Annotated in this window: 14 protein-coding genes; 10 read left to right on the plus strand and 4 right to left on the minus strand. The window is 53.0% G+C overall.

Features of this window, described 5'->3' with window-relative positions; genetic code table 11:
• Positions 1-16 precede the first annotated feature (16 nt).
• Genes A8O25_RS01245 through A8O25_RS01255 form a run of 3 tightly spaced genes read right to left on the minus strand, consistent with a single transcriptional unit; the run spans position 17 to position 3833 of the window.
• Positions 17-1378: an HlyD family secretion protein gene (locus A8O25_RS01245; protein ID WP_066829907.1), complete on the minus strand. Its 1362-nt coding sequence runs from the start codon at positions 1376-1378 to the stop codon at positions 17-19.
• Positions 1379-1392: 14 nt separating this feature from the next.
• The gene (locus A8O25_RS01250) at positions 1393-3084 is read right to left on the minus strand and encodes a peptidase domain-containing ABC transporter (protein ID WP_074987922.1); all 1692 of its coding nucleotides are present in this window, start codon (positions 3082-3084) and stop codon (positions 1393-1395) included.
• A gap of 50 nt (positions 3085-3134) precedes the next feature.
• Positions 3135-3833, minus strand: coding sequence for a TetR/AcrR family transcriptional regulator (locus A8O25_RS01255; RefSeq protein ID WP_066829665.1), 699 nt, complete (start codon positions 3831-3833; stop codon positions 3135-3137).
• A gap of 780 nt (positions 3834-4613) precedes the next feature.
• On the opposite strand from A8O25_RS01255, the gene A8O25_RS01260 reads away from it, so the two are divergent.
• The 8 genes from A8O25_RS01260 to A8O25_RS01295 all read left to right on the plus strand — a co-directional run bounded on the left by A8O25_RS01260 (position 4614) and on the right by A8O25_RS01295 (position 14631).
• Complete coding sequence (locus tag A8O25_RS01260) at positions 4614-5810, plus strand: porin (RefSeq protein WP_082893378.1); 1197 nt, start codon at positions 4614-4616, stop codon at positions 5808-5810.
• Between the two features lie 60 nt (positions 5811-5870).
• A complete protein-coding gene (locus tag A8O25_RS01265; protein WP_066829669.1) occupies positions 5871-6872 on the plus strand; it encodes a PstS family phosphate ABC transporter substrate-binding protein in 1002 nt (333 codons plus the stop codon).
• A 498-nt stretch (positions 6873-7370) separates the two neighbouring features.
• Complete coding sequence (pstC, locus tag A8O25_RS01270) at positions 7371-8246, plus strand: phosphate ABC transporter permease subunit PstC (RefSeq protein WP_066829672.1); 876 nt, start codon at positions 7371-7373, stop codon at positions 8244-8246.
• A complete protein-coding gene (gene pstA / locus A8O25_RS01275; RefSeq protein ID WP_066829677.1) occupies positions 8239-9096 on the plus strand; it encodes a phosphate ABC transporter permease PstA in 858 nt (285 codons plus the stop codon). Before pstC ends, pstA begins: the two co-directional genes overlap by 8 nt.
• 28 nt (positions 9097-9124) lie before the next feature.
• Positions 9125-9874 carry a phosphate ABC transporter ATP-binding protein PstB gene (gene pstB / locus A8O25_RS01280; protein ID WP_241498909.1) on the plus strand — a complete coding sequence of 250 codons (750 nt, stop codon included), beginning with the start codon at positions 9125-9127 and terminating at the stop codon, positions 9872-9874.
• Positions 9875-10026: 152 nt separating this feature from the next.
• Positions 10027-10746 carry a phosphate signaling complex protein PhoU gene (gene phoU, locus A8O25_RS01285; RefSeq protein ID WP_066829683.1) on the plus strand — a complete coding sequence of 240 codons (720 nt, stop codon included), beginning with the start codon at positions 10027-10029 and terminating at the stop codon, positions 10744-10746.
• Positions 10747-11281: 535 nt separating this feature from the next.
• Positions 11282-11701 carry a SpoIIAA family protein gene (locus A8O25_RS01290; protein WP_066829685.1) on the plus strand — a complete coding sequence of 140 codons (420 nt, stop codon included), beginning with the start codon at positions 11282-11284 and terminating at the stop codon, positions 11699-11701.
• 83 nt (positions 11702-11784) lie between these two features.
• Positions 11785-14631 carry an endonuclease gene (locus A8O25_RS01295; RefSeq protein ID WP_153042545.1) on the plus strand — a complete coding sequence of 949 codons (2847 nt, stop codon included), beginning with the start codon at positions 11785-11787 and terminating at the stop codon, positions 14629-14631.
• 126 nt (positions 14632-14757) lie between these two features.
• Here A8O25_RS01295 and A8O25_RS01300 read toward each other — a convergent pair whose 3' ends face one another.
• Entirely contained in the window at positions 14758-14955 is a 198-nt protein-coding gene (locus A8O25_RS01300) for a hypothetical protein (protein ID WP_066829692.1), read from the minus strand.
• Between the two features lie 244 nt (positions 14956-15199).
• On the opposite strand from A8O25_RS01300, the gene A8O25_RS01305 reads away from it, so the two are divergent.
• Positions 15200-16162 carry a YheT family hydrolase gene (locus A8O25_RS01305; protein WP_066829693.1) on the plus strand — a complete coding sequence of 321 codons (963 nt, stop codon included), beginning with the start codon at positions 15200-15202 and terminating at the stop codon, positions 16160-16162.
• A 521-nt stretch (positions 16163-16683) separates the two neighbouring features.
• Positions 16684-17355, plus strand: coding sequence for a C40 family peptidase (locus tag A8O25_RS01310; RefSeq protein WP_066829695.1), 672 nt, complete (start codon positions 16684-16686; stop codon positions 17353-17355).
• Positions 17356-17504: the final 149 nt, after the last annotated feature.

A 17504-nucleotide genomic window follows, 5' to 3' on the forward strand; every position in this document is an offset into this window, starting at 1 on the left:
CCCTAAATTTACCGGCTCACTTTTCACTTTTTTCTGCCGAATCTTTTTTTGCCTCTTTCGCCCCGCCCGTTCCAGACCCTACATAGTCTGGCGGAAAGGCGTTCAGCTGCCGCCACAGCTCATACCAGATGGGCACGTCATTGAGCATGGCCCAGCCGTAAGCCCCAGAGCCTACGCGTATGGCTTCTGGCCACGGTTCTGCCTTGGGGTCTGGCACCACCAGAATGCGGTACTTGCCCTGGCTGTCAACGTTGTCAATGACCGCCACCTCGCCCCCAAAGGTGCCAAACCCCACATTGGGCCAACCGGAAAACACCAGCGCCGGCCACCCTTCAAACTGCAGCCGCACCTGCCGCCCCACCTCCAGCAAGGGCATATCAATAGGGTTCACATACAGCTCCACGGCCAGCTGCGGATCTGACGGCATGATGCTGCACACCGCCTCCCCTTCTTTCAGGGTTTCGCCAAGGCCCGCTTTGAGGGCCCGTACCACGTAGCCGTCTTGCGGGGCAGTGATCTGGTAGAAGGAGTTCCTGATCTGGGTGTTGGCCACCTCATTCTGCATTTTTGATATTTCACCTTTGGTCTCTGCTATATAAGCCAGTGCCGAGTTTAGATCTGAGCGCGCTTTAGAGATTTTATCCTGGTATTCAGCCTGCAGGGAGTTGAGTTCAATGCGGGCGTTCAGCAGCTCATTGCGGCTAATGTTCACTTTGTTCTGGGTGCTCAGCAGCTTGGCCTGCACCTCCCTGAACTTCAGCCGGCGGCTCTCCAGCTCAGTCAGGGATTTCAGGCCCTGCTGGTAAAGCACCTCCTGCCGCTCAAACTGCGCCTTGGCCACCTCAAACTCGGTCTGCATGGCCACCAGGTCAGCGCTGTCACTCTGGATCTTCAGGCGGGCCTGCTGCACTTTGTTCCTTGCTTTCTGAAGGCTTAGCTGCAACCCCTCCTGCAGGGCGGTGATCTGGTTTTGCAGGGCAGTGGCTTTGGCTTGGTTTGCCTCCAGGCTTCCCTCTTTGGCCTGCACCTGCTCCCCAAGCCTAGGCAGCAACTGCGGGTCAAAATACTTCTCTTTCACCTCAGACAGCACCACCAGCGTGTCTCCTTTCTTAACCCGCTGCCCTTCCTGCACCCGCCACTCCTCAATGCGGCCGGCAATGGTGCTGTGCACCGTCTGCGGCCGGTCCTGCGGCTGGAGGGTGGTTACAGCACCCGCCGAGCGGATGTTCTGGGTCCAGGGGAGGAAGGTGGCCAGGAAGAGGGCGGAAAAAATACCCACACACCAGTACACCAGCGTCTTGGCCAGGCGCGGCTTGCTGACCAGTAGAAAGGAATTAAACTGCTCCCATTCCGGCGGAAGCGTAGTCTGTATCTTCATCTTAGGTTTTGCCATTACAGAATATTTTCAAGCTGACCGTTAGAGATTTCTTCTTTGGTGAGGTCACGGGTGAGGCGGCCGTGCTGCAGGAGCACCACGCGGGAGCACTGCTGCATGATGGCGGGGTCATTGGAGATCACCACCACCGTCCAGGGCATGGAGGCCGCCAACAGGAGCTGGGCAATGCGCTGCCGCTGGCGCTGGCTCACATCTGGCAGAAAGTGGTCCAGCAGCAGCAGGTTAGGGCGCCGCACTATGCTGCGGGCCAGCGCCAGCCGCTGGGTTATGCTTTCTGGAATATCAGGTGCGTGGCTTCTCACCATGGTTTGCAACCCGTCTGGCAGCCCTTGCACAAAATCAGAGAGCTCTACACACTCCAGCGCCCAGAGCACCTTTTCCAGTGTCACCTCTGGCTGCCCCAGGGTAATGTTTTCCAGGATGGAACCCGCAAAGGGTGGGGCGGGCAACAGGAAAAGCCCCATCTGCCCGTGCAGCACCTCCGGGTCATACTCCCGCAAAGAAAGCCCGTTGTACACCACCACGCCTTCATAGGCGGGCAAGATACCCGCCAATACCTGCAGCAGCGTAGACCGTCCCGCCTGTTCTCCCCCGGCCAGACAGACTTTCTCCCCGGGCGCTACCGTAAGCTCCACCTCCTGCAACGCGGTTCTTTTTAAGCCGGCATATTGGTAAGACAGGGCTTTGGTCTGGAGGGAAATCCCTTGCTGAATGGTTGGGTTTCCCGTAGAAAGTTCTTTTTTCTCTTCAGAGGGGAGATCTGTCACCGCGCCCAGTTTCTCCAGACTGGTTAACACATCATACACCACATCCAGCTTCACCAGCAACTTCTCTACGGCGTTGATGATGAGGATTATGATGATCTCTGACGCCACAAACTGCCCCAGGTTGATTTCCTGGTTCACCAGCAGGAGGCTCCCCATCAACAACAGGCTGGCGGTGATGATGGTTTTGAACCCCACAAAGCCTATGTACTGGGCAATGAGTACTTTAAAGTGGGCTTCCCGCGCCTTAAGGTAGCCGCTAGTGTATTTGTCTGTCTTCTGCAACGAGAGCTTTTCATGGGAGGCTGACTTAAAGACCGTGATGCTGCGGGCCACTTCCTCCAGCCAGTGCACCAGCTTGTACTTGTATTTAGACTCCTCCAGGCTGGTACTCATGCCTTTGGGCCCTGTTACGCGCAGAATCAGCACCAGAATGGCAATGAGCAGCAACCCGAAGATGATGAAGTACGGGTGGTAAAAAGACAGCAGCACCAGCCCAAAAACAATCTGGATGGCGGCCGCCGAAAAGTCAGTGAGCATTTTGGCCAGCCCCTTCTGCAGGGAGATGACATCAAAGAACCGGTTCATCATCTCGGGGAGGTCCTGCACCGCCAGTTGCCGCCCCTCCAGGGTAGTGAGCTTGGTGACAAACTGGAACGCCTTGGTGGCGAAGATGCGCTGCTGAATAGTTTCTACCAGCGACAACTGCATTACCTGCAGGCCACCCACCACCAGCACCCCCAGCACAATAAAAAAGATAAGGACGGAGACAGAGGTGACCAACTGCCCCCCAGACACAAACCCGATCAGGCTTTGGATGCCCAGCGGCAGGGAAAGACTTACCAGCCCGGAGAAGAGGGCGTAGATATAGATATAACCAATGATTTTCCGTTCAGATGCCAAAAGCATCAGGAACCGTTTCATTGGGCTTGGCTTTGATAGTTTAGTAGCGGCCATGGTCTATAGAGTTACTGTTACTGCAGGGGGAGCCCCCTCTGCTGAATGGCTCCAAACGCCAGGTGGGTTAAGAAGACACTTAGGTTTTCCTGATCGCCTGCCGGGTTTTCCTGCACCTCAGTAAGCGAAGGAAGATGTTGGGAGAAAAAATGGTGCTTGCGGGCAGCCTCAAAAAGCGTACTGACCAGCGAATGCGGATACGGATAGGCAGGGTTTATCTCTAACACCACCTGCCCCATTTTGTGGCACAGGCTCTTGTAGTCCTGAAAAAGGCCGTCTTTGTTATCATTGTCTACTTCTTTGGTAAGATATGCCTTAGAGGCCTCCAGCACCACAATGCGGGTCAGCGCCTCCACATCAATAGTTGTGTTCAAAGGTTCAGCGCTCTGGCGCTCAGACAGAATATTGATAAAAATCTTGAGCCGCTCTACCGGGTCTGCCACATTATGGGTGTGGTACCCAATGCGGTAGTCCAGCCAGTTCCAGTACCAGGAAACCAGGTACAGCAGCAGCTTGTGCTTATTTTCAAAATATCTGTAGACAGAGGCTTCAGTAGAGGAGATCTGCTGCGCCAGCTTCTTAAAGGTAAACTGCTCAAACCCCAGCTCATCTACCAGCCTGATGCTGTGCTTCAGAATGGCCTTCCCCAGTTCCGTCTGGTCGGGATCCCGCAGGTAAAGCCTGTCGTTCAGCTCAATTTTGATTCCTGTGCTCATCTTGCATAGTGTTTCTACAAATATAGTAAAGGTTTTAACATTAATAGTATTACTATTACAAATAAAATTAAAGCACTTAGAATACGCTGCTTAAACAGTTCAGCTTCTACAATGTTTAACTACTGTCTGCTAAAACCCTTATCCGGTGCGCGGCCCTGCCCGCGAAAGGGTTTTCTCAGTTTTGGGCCTGTTTTCAGGAAAACAGGCTAAAAACAGAAAAGGTGTTTCAAGCCTTCTTGGGTAGGAGGCAGCTTCTGATTCATTACTGCCTGCGCAGCGCACCCCTGCTGCCCTTGAGGGGCTGGCTGCAAAGCACCTGTAGCAGCGGGGCCAGGTGACCGGGCTGGCAACAGCTCATTTTCGTTCTGCCCCGCTTCCTTCTGTTTTAGGGTTGTTTTGGCGAAAACAGGCCAAAAACGCCAGCCTGCCTGCAGCCGCCAACTCAGCCCCTGGCCCTTCTCCCCTTGCTTAACAATTCCTTAACACAGCAGTAATATTCAGGCAATACTGTGACTCTACTTTTGTATCAGGAAAATAGAAAACACTCTTTCTGCCGAGACTACAGAGGTAGTTTTTTCTCTCCTCCTAAACGAATATAGTTTTCTAACCTATCTACCCACATTCACGCTGACATGTGCCTGAGAGCCTGACTATCTCCCTCGCACCCGCATAGAGACAAAAAAAACATATTTTCTACTTCTTACTTCTGCTATGTTCTCACCCATTAACAAAGTAGTAGCTGCCTCTTATTTTCATAAAATAAGCGCTGTCGCTGCATGTATGCTTACAGCACCCGTTGCCATTGCCCAAACCACCACGTCTGCAGACTCTATCACCGCCACCACTGCCCAGGGCGCTGGGGCTGACAAAACCCGGTGGTATGACAAGATTTCCTTGAGAGGCTATGTACAGGTGCGTTATAACCGCTTGCTGGAAACCAACCCCCAGCTTAAAACAGAATACGACAAATCAGTGGGCGACAAAGGAGGTTTTTTAATCAGGCGAGCCCGTCTGGTATTGAGCGGCGACATCAGTGAGCGCGTGTATCTCTATATTCAGCCAGACCTGGCCTCCTCCCCTTCTAACTCCTCCCTGCATTACGCCCAGCTGCGGGATGCTTATTTTGACGTGGCCCTTACTAAAAAAAAGGAGTACCGCCTGCGTGTGGGCCAGAGCAAGATCCCGTTCGGGTTTGAGAACATGCAGTCCAGCCAAAACCGCCTGACCCAGGACCGCGCTGACGGCCTCAACAGCGCCCTGCCCAATGAGCGGGACCTGGGGCTTATCTTCTACTGGGCACCCGCCCACATCAGGGAGAGGTTCAGTGAACTGGCCAGCAGAAGATTGAAAGGGTCTGGGGACTATGGCGTCTTTGCACTGGGTGTCTACAATGGGCAAACCGTGAACCGGGCAGAAGCCAATAACAACCAGCACCTTGTTACCCGGGTAAGCTACCCCATTGCCCTGAAAAACGGACAGGTTATTGAACCCAGCCTGCAGGCATACACCGGCACGTATACCGTCACCGCTGACCAGCTGAGCAGCAACGCCATCAAAGGCGGTGACTTCAAAGACCGGAGAGTAGCCGCCAGCCTGGTGGTGTATCCCCAGCCGTTCGGGTTTCAGGCCGAATACAACCTAGGGGAGGGCCCGGAGTTTGACCCCGCCACCAGCACCATCAAAACCAAGCCATTAGAGGGTGGTTACGCCCAGGCCATGTACTTTTTCAAAGTTGCCGGGCAGGCCTTCATCCCGTTTGTAAAAGCCCAATACTATAACGGCGGCAAGAAATCTGAGACAGACGCCCGCCACAGCAAAGTGTATGAGACTGAACTGGGGGTAGAGTGGCAACCCATGTCAGCGTTTGAACTGGCGGCCCAGTACACCATCTCAGACAGAACCACCCAAGACGCCAGAAACCTGAACAACCGCCAACACGGGCAGTTCCTGAGACTGCAGGCCCAGTTCAATTTCTAAGCCCCCTATTTCAGACAACAACAATTCTAACCCATAGACACCACTTCTTACCAGACTCTTATGAAAAGCAACAACGCATCTCTGTTCAACCTGAAGGCGGCCCTGCTCGTGAGCGGCACCCTGTTCTTCAGCGCCTGCGGCGGAAACAACAAAGAAGGCAACAGCTCAACAACTGCGGGCGACAACCTTACCGGCAGCATCCAGATTGACGGGTCCTCTACCGTCTACCCTGTCACAGAGGCGGTAGCCGAAGAATTCAGGGCCGAAGCCCCGGACGTGAAAGTAACCGTGGGGGTTTCTGGCACCGGCGGAGGCTTCAAAAAATTTGTGCGCGGCGAAATAGACATCAACAACTCTTCCCGCTCCATAAAAGAGGAGGAGGCCGCCACCGCCAAAGAGAACAACATCTCATACCTTGAGCTGCCAATCACCTATGACGGCCTCACCGTGGTGGTAAACCCAGAAAACACCTGGGCTACCAGCATGACGGTGGCAGAGCTGAAGAAAATCTGGGAGCCGGCCGCCCAAGGCAAGATCATGCGCTGGAACCAGATCCGTCCGGAGTGGCCCAATGAGGAGATTCACCTTTTTGGGGCCGGGGTGGAGTCAGGCACCTATGACTATTTCACTGAGGCCATTGTAGGCAAAAGCCACTCCAGCCGCGGCGACTATACCGCCTCTGAAGATGACAACGTGCTGGTGCAAGGCGTGTCTACAGACAAAAACGCCCTGGGCTTTTTCGGTTACGCGTACTTCCTGGAGAACCAGGGCAAGCTGAAGGCCGTGGCCATTGATGACCAGAACGACGCCAACGGCAAAGGCGCCATCCTGCCAAGTGTAGAGACGGTGAAAAACGGCACCTACGCCCCACTTTCAAGGCCCTTGTTCATCTACATCAACTCCAAAGCCGCAGCCAGGCCAGAGGTGGTGCAGTTTGTGAACTTCTACCTGGACAACGCCAGCGACCTGAGCAGCGAGGTGGGCTACATTCCGCTGCCCGCCGAAGAGATCCAGAAGCAGAAGCAGAAGTTTCAGGAGTTTGCCTCCGGCCTGAAAAAGTAACGACCACCCTATCCTGTTTTCGGCCTGTTTTTCAGAAAACAGGCTGAAAACAGAAACTTCACACTCATTCAACGCGCTGTTTGGGTTCTGACACGCTCACACGGGGATTGGAAATCCCCAACAGACAACCCCCGGATTAGAAATCCGGAAGAGCGATGAAGGGCGTTGGTGCAATGGAAGAACGGGTTCAGCTTTGAATCCGCAGTTTCCGGATTAGTAATCCGGAAGAGCAAGTAATTCCGGAAGTGAAGAAAGAGCAGCAAATAGCTAGGGCTGTAATCTCATACCCCAGGCAGTTCAGAAAACGCACCACAGGCCTGAGAATTCCCTGACAGCACACCTAGGGGCTGGAAAACCCGAAGTGCGTAACGGTGAAGAGCGAAAGTGGCCTTTTATCAAGCAAATCAATCCTTTTCCTGTTTTGGAGCTATTTTCTGAAAAACAGGCCGGAAACAGGAAAAGGCAAAGACACAACAACAAAAATAACCAACCAGCAGCTTGAAAGCATCAGAGAAATTTATTGAGACCCTCTTGTGGCTGGCGGCGGTCATTACCATCCTGATCACCGTTGGGATCATCTGGGTGCTGCTGTCAGGGTCTATCCCGTTCTTTCAGGAGGTTTCAGTGGTAGACTTCCTCACCGAAAAAGAATGGACGCCCCTGTTTGCGCAGAAGCATTTTGGCATTCTGCCGCTGGTGGCGGGCACCTTCCTGACTACCGCCATTGCCATTGCCGTGGCCTTGCCCATTGGCCTGACCATTGCCGTTTACCTGAATGAGTATGCCCCCGGCGGCCTTAAACGCACCATTAAGCCAATACTGGAGGTGCTGGCCACCATTCCCACGGTGGTGTACGGCTTCTTTGCATTGACCGTGGTGACCCCGTTCCTGCAGAACTTCATACCGGGGCTGGCTGGTTTTAATGCGCTGTCACCGGGCATTGTGATGGGCATTATGATCATTCCCATGATCTCCTCCCTGAGCGAAGACGCCATCAGCTCGGTCCCCAAGGCTCTGAAGGAAGCCGCTTACGGCATGGGCTCCACCCGCTTACAAACCGCGTTCAGGGTAATGGTGCCGGCGGCCAGCTCAGGCATTATTGTGTCAGTGATTTTGGCCATCTCCAGGGCCGTGGGCGAAACCATGATTGTGGCCATTGCCGCCGGTCAGCAGCCGCGCCTCACGTTGAACCCGCTGGTGCCCGTTGAGACCATCACCACCTATATAGTGCAGGTGAGCCTGGGCGATGTGCCGCACGGCTCCCTGGAGTACCGCACCATCTTCGCGGCGGGCATTGTGCTGTTTATTTTCACCTTCGGGCTGAACAACCTCAGCTTCTGGATCAAAAAGAAATATCAGGAGAAGTATGACTAATACCACCCGCAATAGAATCAAAGACAAGGCCTTCCAGTTCTTTGGCGTATTCTGCCTTCTGGTGGGGCTGGTGTTTCTGGGGGCGCTGCTGGTAGACATTGTGACCAGGGGCATGGGCCGCATTGACTGGGACTTTCTCACCAGCCTGCCCTCCCGCCGCGCCAGCCGCTCGGGCATCCTTACCGCCTGGGCCGGCACCCTCTGGATTCTGGTTCTCACCAGCCTCATCGCGTTCCCGCTGGGCATTGCCGCCGGGGTGTACCTGGAGGAATACACTAAGAAGACTAAACTTTCTTCTTTTCTGGAAATCAACATAGCCAACCTGGCGGGGGTGCCGTCTATTATCTACGGTCTGCTGGGCCTGGAGGTCTTTGTGCGGCAGATGGGCCTGGGCGCGAGCCTGCTTTCCGGGGCCTTAACCCTGTCCCTGCTGATCCTCCCCATTGTGATTGTGACCACCCGTGAGGCCTTGAAAGCCGTGCCGCAGACGGTGCGGCAGGGATCCTTCGCCCTGGGCGCCACCAAATGGCAGACCACCTGGCGGCAGGTGCTGCCCGCCTCGTTCGGCGGAATCCTGACGGGCGTGATCCTGGCTTTGTCCAGGGCGGTGGGGGAAGCGGCCCCGCTCATTGTGGTGGGTGCCCTGGCCTACGTGCCGTTTGTGCCGTCTTCCCCCAATGACGAGTTCACGGTGCTGCCCATCCAGATCTTTAACTGGACCTCCCGGCCCCAGGCCGAGTTTCTGGTGAACGCCGCGGCGGCCATCATCATGTTGTTATTTATTACCTTCCTGCTGAACGGCATTGCCGTGTACCTGCGCAACCGGCAGCAGAAAAAAATTAAGTGGTAAGCGCACAAAAGCAATGAGCAAAAAACAGATAAAAATAGAGGCAAGAGACGTCAACGCCTACTACGGCAGCTTTCACGCGCTCAAAGGCATCAACATAGCCATGGAAGAGCGCACCGTCACCGCGTTCATTGGCCCGTCTGGCTGCGGGAAATCAACCTTCCTGCGCCTGTTCAACCGCATGAATGACTACATTGACGGCTTTAAAACCGAAGGTGAGATTCTCCTGGACGGTGAGAACATCTATGCCCGGAAAGTACAGGTAGACGAGCTGCGGAAGAAGGTGGGCATGGTGTTCCAAAAACCCAACCCCTTCCCCAAGAGTATCTACGAGAACGTGGTCTACGGCCTCAAGATCCAGGGCATCAACAGCAAAGCCGCCCTAACGGAGGCCGCTGAGATAGCCCTGCGCCAGGCCGCGCTCTGGAACGAGGTGAAAGACAAACTCAACAACTCTGCCCTGGCTTTGTCTGGCGGGCAGCAGCAGCGCCTGTGTATTGCCCGGGCACTGGCCATCTCCCCCTCTGTGCTGTTGATGGACGAACCGGCCTCAGCCCTGGACCCCATCTCCACGGCCAAGATTGAGGAGTTGATCCATGAGCTGAAGGAGCAGTACACCATTGTGATTGTAACCCATAATATGCAGCAGGCGGCCCGCGTAAGTGACACCACTGCATTTTTCTACATGGGCGAACTGGTGGAGCATGCCAAGACCAAAACCCTGTTCACCAACCCCAGCGACAAGCGCACCGAAGACTACATCACCGGCAGGTTTGGCTGATCTGCCAGCAGATCTGGTGAATTGCGTTTTGGGGCTGTTTTCCTGAAAACAGCCCAAAAACGCAAACCTTCCCCTGTTCCACCCTCCTTACTTCCTGCGGGAAAAACTGTATTTTTATTCACGCCTTACTATTGCAGCAAACGCTTATAGATATGAACCATTTAGAGAAAGAGCTCCTCGCTATTAAAAACAAGGTCAACGAAATGTGGAGCTTGGTGGAGTTTCAGGTATTGGCCGGGAAAGACGCTCTTCTGAACGGGGACCAGGAGCTGACCAAAAAGATCATCAAACGCGGCCGCAAGGTAAACGCCTATGACATCAAGATAGACCGCATGTGCGAAAACATTTTCGCGCTGTACAACCCCGTAGCGGTAGATCTGCGCTGGCTCATGGCCATTCTGAAGATAAATGCCAACATTGAGCGCATTGGTGACTCCTCTGAAGGCATTGCCCGCCTGGTGAAAGAAGCCAAGGCCCCCATTGACCCGGAGCTGCTGCAGGTGACCCGGGTACTGGAAATGTATGAAGCCGCAGAAACCATGCTGGCAGAAGTGCAGCGCGCTTTCTATGAGGAGAACACCGCGCTGGCCCGCGCGATCATTAAGCGGGACAAACTGCTCAACAAGATCCACGTGAAAACCGACCAGGTGATCATCAAGTACATACAGGCCCACCCTGAGAATATTGCCCAAAGCCTTAAAATATCTGGCATCATCAGAAAACTGGAGCGCATTGGCGACCAGATCACCAATATAGCCGAGGAAATTATTTTCTACGTAGACGCCAAAGTGGTGAAGCACAAAGACAAGGCAAAGAAAAAGAAGAAGAAGGGCGGCGAAGACAAACCTTCTGGCACCACGCCTTCTTTATAAATGCTACACACAAAAAAGCCCTGGCCCCTTACAGTAGTCGGGGCTTTTTTTGTGTATATTAAAGCCGTTAAGAGTTTTTTATTTTACACCAAGGCGCCAGCGTCTGCTTGTGTCTTACAGGAAGGATGGCTCCCTGGTTTAGGGCTGTTTTCTGAAAAGCAGCCCTAAAACGGCGGCACAAGCACATGACGGCATCCTTGAAACCTTACAGGAGATAAAGAAGAAATTCTGTACAGGGCTTTTTTATTCACTGTAGTCCTCTATCTGAAACACTACCGGCTTCCCTTTCTCCCGTCAAACAAATCTACGCTTACAACACCTGCTTCTATTCTCTCAGGCAGTCTACCGGAGCAGACACCGCCACTATTTATAAAATTCAATTACATTATAAAAATACTTATAGTCTACCTCTTTAAAATTTTCACAAACACACCCATAAGTATCTATCAGTAAATAAAATAGGCTATTATTAGCGGAATAATAAATTTATATAGTACTTTTAACATTCCTAATAATATACAATTCAACCTTATCAATGGCAAAGAAATTTACTACCCATGCACATGTTGTTTGTGAAGGTGAGGGCGGTGACATCTTGTTTAGATGGCAAGGAGAGGTGATTGCGCAGGAATTTTACGAGGCAGCAACCAGCTTGCTGGAATTCTCCAAAGCCTACCCCAGCCCCAGCTGGCTTATTGACCTTCAGGAAATGGGCCCTATCCCCGTTGATGACCAGAGTTGGCTTTTCACAGAGTGGCTCCAGCAGTTCCTGCAGTTACGTTTGAAGAAAATTGCCTTGATCCCTTCTATGTCAACAGACAACCAGATGGCGATTGAATACCTGATCAGAGAAGCAAAAGCAGTGGCTACGTTTGACATCCAGTTTTTTGGCGAACTGGACGAAGCCAGGGAGTGGCTCACAGGAAGCGTACACCAGGAGACTTCACAGATTTAATACAAAGGTAACGTTATAGCCCCTCCACCAGTGGCACCGCCTGCTAAAACTGCCTACCTTTGCAGCTTAGCAGCACCTCTTACATGAAAAAAATTTTACACCCTCTTCTGGCCCTGATTCTTTTTATCTGGGCCAGCCAGTCACTTAATGCCCAAACCACCCCTCCTGCCAGTCTGGGGGGCGCAGAATTAAAAGCCTGGCTACGCCAAAACTGGTATGACGGCAAACGGCAGGTTTTAGACTATGGCACCGCCCGGGGCCGCATGTACAACTACATTGACAACTATGACAACAAGGTGACATGTGTTTACTCTGGTTATCAGCAGTCTTTTACGTTTAGCCGCACCGGCACCTCTACCAGTATCGCCAACATCAACTGTGAGCACACAGTACCCCAGTCTTGGTTTGATGAAGTAGTCAGAATGCGCTCAGATATTCACCACCTCTTCCCCACGGTAGACAAATGGAACAGTGCCCGCGGCAGTGATCCATTTGCTGAAATCCCAGACCGCCAAACTACCACCTGGATCAGGGGTATGACTCCCGTTACGTCTATTCCTACCAGTGATATTGACGAGTACAGTGAAGACACCAACTCCCAGTTTGAACCCCGCGAAGACCACAAGGGCAACCTGGCCCGTGCCATTTTCTATTTTTATACCATGCATGAGCTCCAGCGTTTTGACCCTGGAATGGAGCAGATCAGCGCTGCGGCCAACCTGCAGACACTGTACCAGTGGCACCTGCAAGACCCCGTTGATGCCCGGGAACAGGAGCGTAACAACCGGGTAGAAGAGGTGCAGGGAAACCGCAACCCTTACATAGACTACCCGGAACTGGTTGCCCGGGCCTATGGCTTAACGCCGGTGGCCTGCTCTGCCACCACCCAGGCCAGCCAGCCCGTTTTTAGTGAGGCCAGCCCTACCTCGTTCAAACTCACCTGGACCAACGGCTCCGGTGACCGTAGATTAGTGGTGGTCAAAGAAGGCTCTGCCTCGTCTTTTACCCCTGCCGGTGCCTATACCACAGGGGTTAATCCCAACTTTTCTTTGGCAACAGACCAGGGCAACGGTCATAAGATAGTCTATGCCGGTGCACAAAGCACTGTGACCGTCACGGGCCTTACCGCCAACCAAACGTACCATGTGCAGGTGTTTGAGTTCTGTAACAGCAGCAACACCTACAGCAGCAGCCCTGCCCCTGCCGCCCACATCACCTTGCCAGATTTTGCCTGCCATGGCGCCCCATCACAGGGAGTTACAAATGTGACCACCCCTGCCATCACCGCCTCTGGCTTTGCGGCAACCTTTTCCGCAGGCACCGGAGACAGCCGGCTCCTGCTCTTGAAAGAGGGAACCGCCCCTACCTTTACGCCACAGACGGGAACTGCTTACCATGGGGCCAATACCCATTTTAGTTCTGCCACTCCGTTAGCAGACGGGTCGCGTCTCCTTTACCAGGGAGCGGGCACTTCAGTCACTGTTACAGGGCTTCAACCGGGCAAAACCTATTATCTAACCGCCATTGAAGCCTGCTCCAATGGCTGGCAATATGCCACCGGCTCATCGGCCGTTGAAATCACCACCCTGACTGGGGGCGGTACCGGGCCAGCGGGCACCATTGCCCAGCAAACCTTTGAAGGCACCCAGGAAGACGGCTGGGCGGTAACCTCCGGCTTTTCCAGTTCAGACAACAACTCCGGCTATCCTGCCGGGCAGCGTGTACGAAATGGCTCCAGATCCCTGCAGGCTAACAATACCACCAAAGAAGTTATTTTCCAGAACGTTTCTACTGCCGGCTTTGAAAAGATGGCCGTAGAGCTGTTTAACAGCTCTGTCTCTGGCTCTGAAGCAAACGGCATGGATCTTAATGATTTCATTGAGGTGTATGTAGCTTTGAACGACGCCCCTTTCTCCAGCACCCCAGATATAAAAATCACCGCAGACGCTTCTGACAGCAACATTAGGTACGGCATGGATGGCACCGGCGCGCTGGAAACCGCCGCAGGCAGTCCAATTTCCAAAACGCTACTTAAATCAAGCACCCAAGGCAACCTGCCGGCCAACCTGGCACCTTCGCGCCTCAAGGTAACGGTACCAGACGGAACCACTTCTGTCAAATTAAAGGTGATTCTGAAGAACAACAACTCCAATGAGATCCTGAACCTGGATGATGTCACGCTCTATGGCACCCCATCTGCCTGCACCTTTGAAGGCGGCGCGTTGGCAGGAAGCGATGTAACCCTTTGCGTGTCGGCCTCTGGCACCCTTGGCACCGCTCCCGTGTCTGGGTACACCTACCGGTGGTCTCCCGCCACCGGTTTGTCAAATGCGGCCATTGCCAACCCAACGGTCACCTTCTCTTCTGCCCAGAGCATAGAATACACCCTTACCGCCACCAATGCCAGCGGGTGCACCTCTGCAGACAAGGTAACCGTTACTGCCATAGCAGCCCCAGGCACCCCAACCATCAGCTTGTTGAATGGGAATGTTTTGCAGGCCAACCCTGCCGGGTTCAGCTATGAATGGAGAAAGGATGGCGTACCCCTTGAGCAAGAGGGGGCCACCCATACGGCACTGGCTTCAGGGCGTTATTCTGTAAGGGCTAAGAATGAAGAAGACTGCCTCTCAGAATGGTCAGCAGAATACGTATTCCAACAGACTACCACAGGTGTGCTGGAAGACTTAAACAGCGTACTCTCCCTCTACCCCAACCCTACTTCTGGCCTGGTCACCGTATCTCTCCCAGACGCCCAAAAAGTGACCGGGATTCAGGTGTACAATTCACTGGGCCAGCCAACACAAGTGGCCACCGCCACCCGCCAGGGGGGCCTGCTGCACTTCAGCCTGGCACACCTGGGCAGGGGCATTTACCTGGTACACCTGCAAACTGACCACGGGATACTGGTTCGCAGGGTATTGGTTCAATAGAAACACCCACCGTCTCTGCATAAAAAAAGCGGGAGCGTCTTTCCACCAGAAGGCCTCCCGCTTTTTTATGCCATCAAAGTTCGGTGGTGGAGCGGCTCTGCGCCCCAGCATACCGGTGCCTGGGTTTCAGCCACAGCAGCTCGCCGCAGAAGCGTCTTGCAGATCATACCCCAGCTGCTTCAGGTAGATTGCCTTTAACTGCGCAAGCCTGTCCCAGGAGGCTTTTTCCAGCTGCTCACCAGTGGCAAACCCTTCATTTCCCCGAGCAGTCTGCGGCTTCTGCACCGCTTCCTGCACCCCAAAAGCCAACAGCTGCTTTTTCATATTCTTTTGGTAAAGCATAGACAAGAGAGTTTAAATGTTACTCTAAATTACGCTTCCCCATTTCTGGAAACTTAAAACTTAGCCCTATCGGTTTACCCTCACGGTGAATCCCTTCTACTGACCGACGAATTAAAAAAGTACAAATAAAACACAGGATTCAGAAGCAGATTTGCCATATCTCCTTAAAACTGTTATTTTTACAATTATACTATAATTAATACCGAAACCAAGATTTTACTCTTGAATGCCAGTACTACCCACCTCTGTTTACCAGGCCCCGTTTTACCTGTTTAACGGCCATCTGCAGACCATAGTCCCCAGCCAATTGCGGCAGAGCCTTCGCATTCAGTACACAAGAGAGCGTATTGACACCCCTGACCAGGACTTCCTGGATTTAGATTGGGCCGAAGTGAATTCTGAGACATTGGTGATCTTATCTCACGGCCTGGAGGGTGACAGCCACCGCCCGTACATAAAAGGAATGGTGCAGGCCGTGAACAAAGCCGGCTGGGACGCCCTGGCCTGGAACTTCAGGAGCTGCAGCGGCGAACCGAACAACCTTTTACGCTCTTACCACATGGGGGCCGTAGAAGACTTAGACGTAGTGGTCAGGCATGCCCTGGCCAAGAAACCATACCGCCAGGTTTTCCTGATAGGGTTTAGCATGGGCGGGAATCTTACCTTGAACTACCTGGGGAACCAGCAGAAAGAGGTACCGGACCAGGTACAGCGGGCGGTTGTCTTCTCAGTTCCGTGCCATATGAAGAGTGCCTGCCTGCAATTAGCCAGGCCCGCCAACCGCCTCTACATGCACCGCTTCCTGAGAAGCCTGCACCAAAAGCTGCAGCAGAAAGCCACCCGCTTTACCGTAGATTTAGCAGGCTACCACCTGATCAGGACCTTTCAAGAATTTGACGAACGGTACACGGCACCCTTTCACGGGTTCAAAGACGCAGATGATTATTATGAGAAGTGCAGCTCTGTGCAGCACCTGCATAAGATTCGTATTCCTACGCTGCTCGTGAACGCCCAAAATGACCCATTCCTCTCAAAAGAATGCTTCCCCGTGGAACAGGCAACCCGGAGCCCCTTCTTTTACCTGGAGATGCCAGAACACGGGGGCCACGTAGGATTCTCAGAGAATTTTCTCAAAGGCCACTATTACTCAGAGCGAAGAGCGGTTGAATTTTTGAAAGGCAACGTGTAGCCCCTGTTTTAGGGCTGTTTTCTGAAAAACAGCCCTAAAACAGGGGCTACACCCACAAAAGATATGCCTTCCCCTGCATTGCCTTAAAAGACCAAGCGCCGCTAAACCTGCAGCCTCCCCTTGGCACGTCATTAGGAGAAGTGCTGTTTCTGGTCTGTTTTTCTAAAAGTAGCCCAGACGCCCGCCTACCCGGCTTGGCGCCTCCACCCACCAGCGACGGATTCCCCCTGGTCTGTTGACCGCAATCTGGCAGAAATACAGGAACCCCTCCTTTTTTCTGTTTTGGAGCTGTTTTTAGAAAATCAGCCCCAAAAACAGGAAATCCCCAGGCACCCCTTCTCCATCAAAGCTCAATTGTTTTTAAGACAGGGTCTAATAAGAGCCTCCTCCCTTTCGTTTGCTACTTTGTAACCCCAGGAGGCCGCCTGCCAGGAAAATGCAGGAGAATTGACAAAACTGTTTTAGATAAAGGCCGAATGAATTATCTTTAAGCTCCTGTTTCACCAATCAACCGGAAAGACATGACTCTTAACCTGTTATCTAAACCCGCTACGCTTCTCATTTTAAGCTCGCTTCTTCTGTTAGCTTCCTGCGGAAAGTCTTCTTACTCAACGTTTAGCAAACCGGGAGAGCAGTATAAGTCGGCACAGGAGATAGCAGAGCTGAAGAGACAGGAGAGGAAAGAGAAGCGCGGGTCTAAACGGTCTGGCTCCAAAGACAAACCGCTTAAAGAGATTCACCTTTCCAGCAGAAACAAAAAGTCACCCAGGTCTATCCATATCTCCGGCAGCAAAGCGGTGAGCCGGGAGCTGCAGACCGTTATCTCCACAGCCCGCTCCTACCGCGGCACGCCCTACAAGTTTGGGGGCACCTCCCGCATTGGGATGGATTGCTCCGGTCTTTTGTGCACCTCGTTTCAGGCCATTAATGTGCAACTGCCCAGAACCTCTGGGGAGCAAAGCCAGTTTGGGCCGGCCATCTCTACCCGTGAACTAAAGGCGGGGGATCTGGTTTTCTTCAGTTCCTCTAAAAGTGTACACAATATTACTCACGTTGGGCTGGTGACAGAGGTGAAGAATGATGAGGAAATCTGGTTCATACACGCCTCTACCTCCCTGGGTGTAACCGAAGACAACCTGTTCACCCCCTATTACCAGAATATTTTTGTAAAAGCGGTACGGCCCAGCATCTAAAACAGGCCGTTCATCGAAAATACTACATTTTAGTTTTTAGCATTTTCATTGACCATAATTGAAAATTATATCAACAACGTACGGGTATTCCACCTGTTCCGCCGCAGAAAGCCATAGGTCTGTTAACACTTCAACAAAAACAACCGTTC

The sequence above is a fragment of the Rufibacter ruber genome (genome assembly GCF_001647275.1).
GTDB classification, from domain to species: domain Bacteria; phylum Bacteroidota; class Bacteroidia; order Cytophagales; family Hymenobacteraceae; genus Nibribacter; species Nibribacter ruber_C.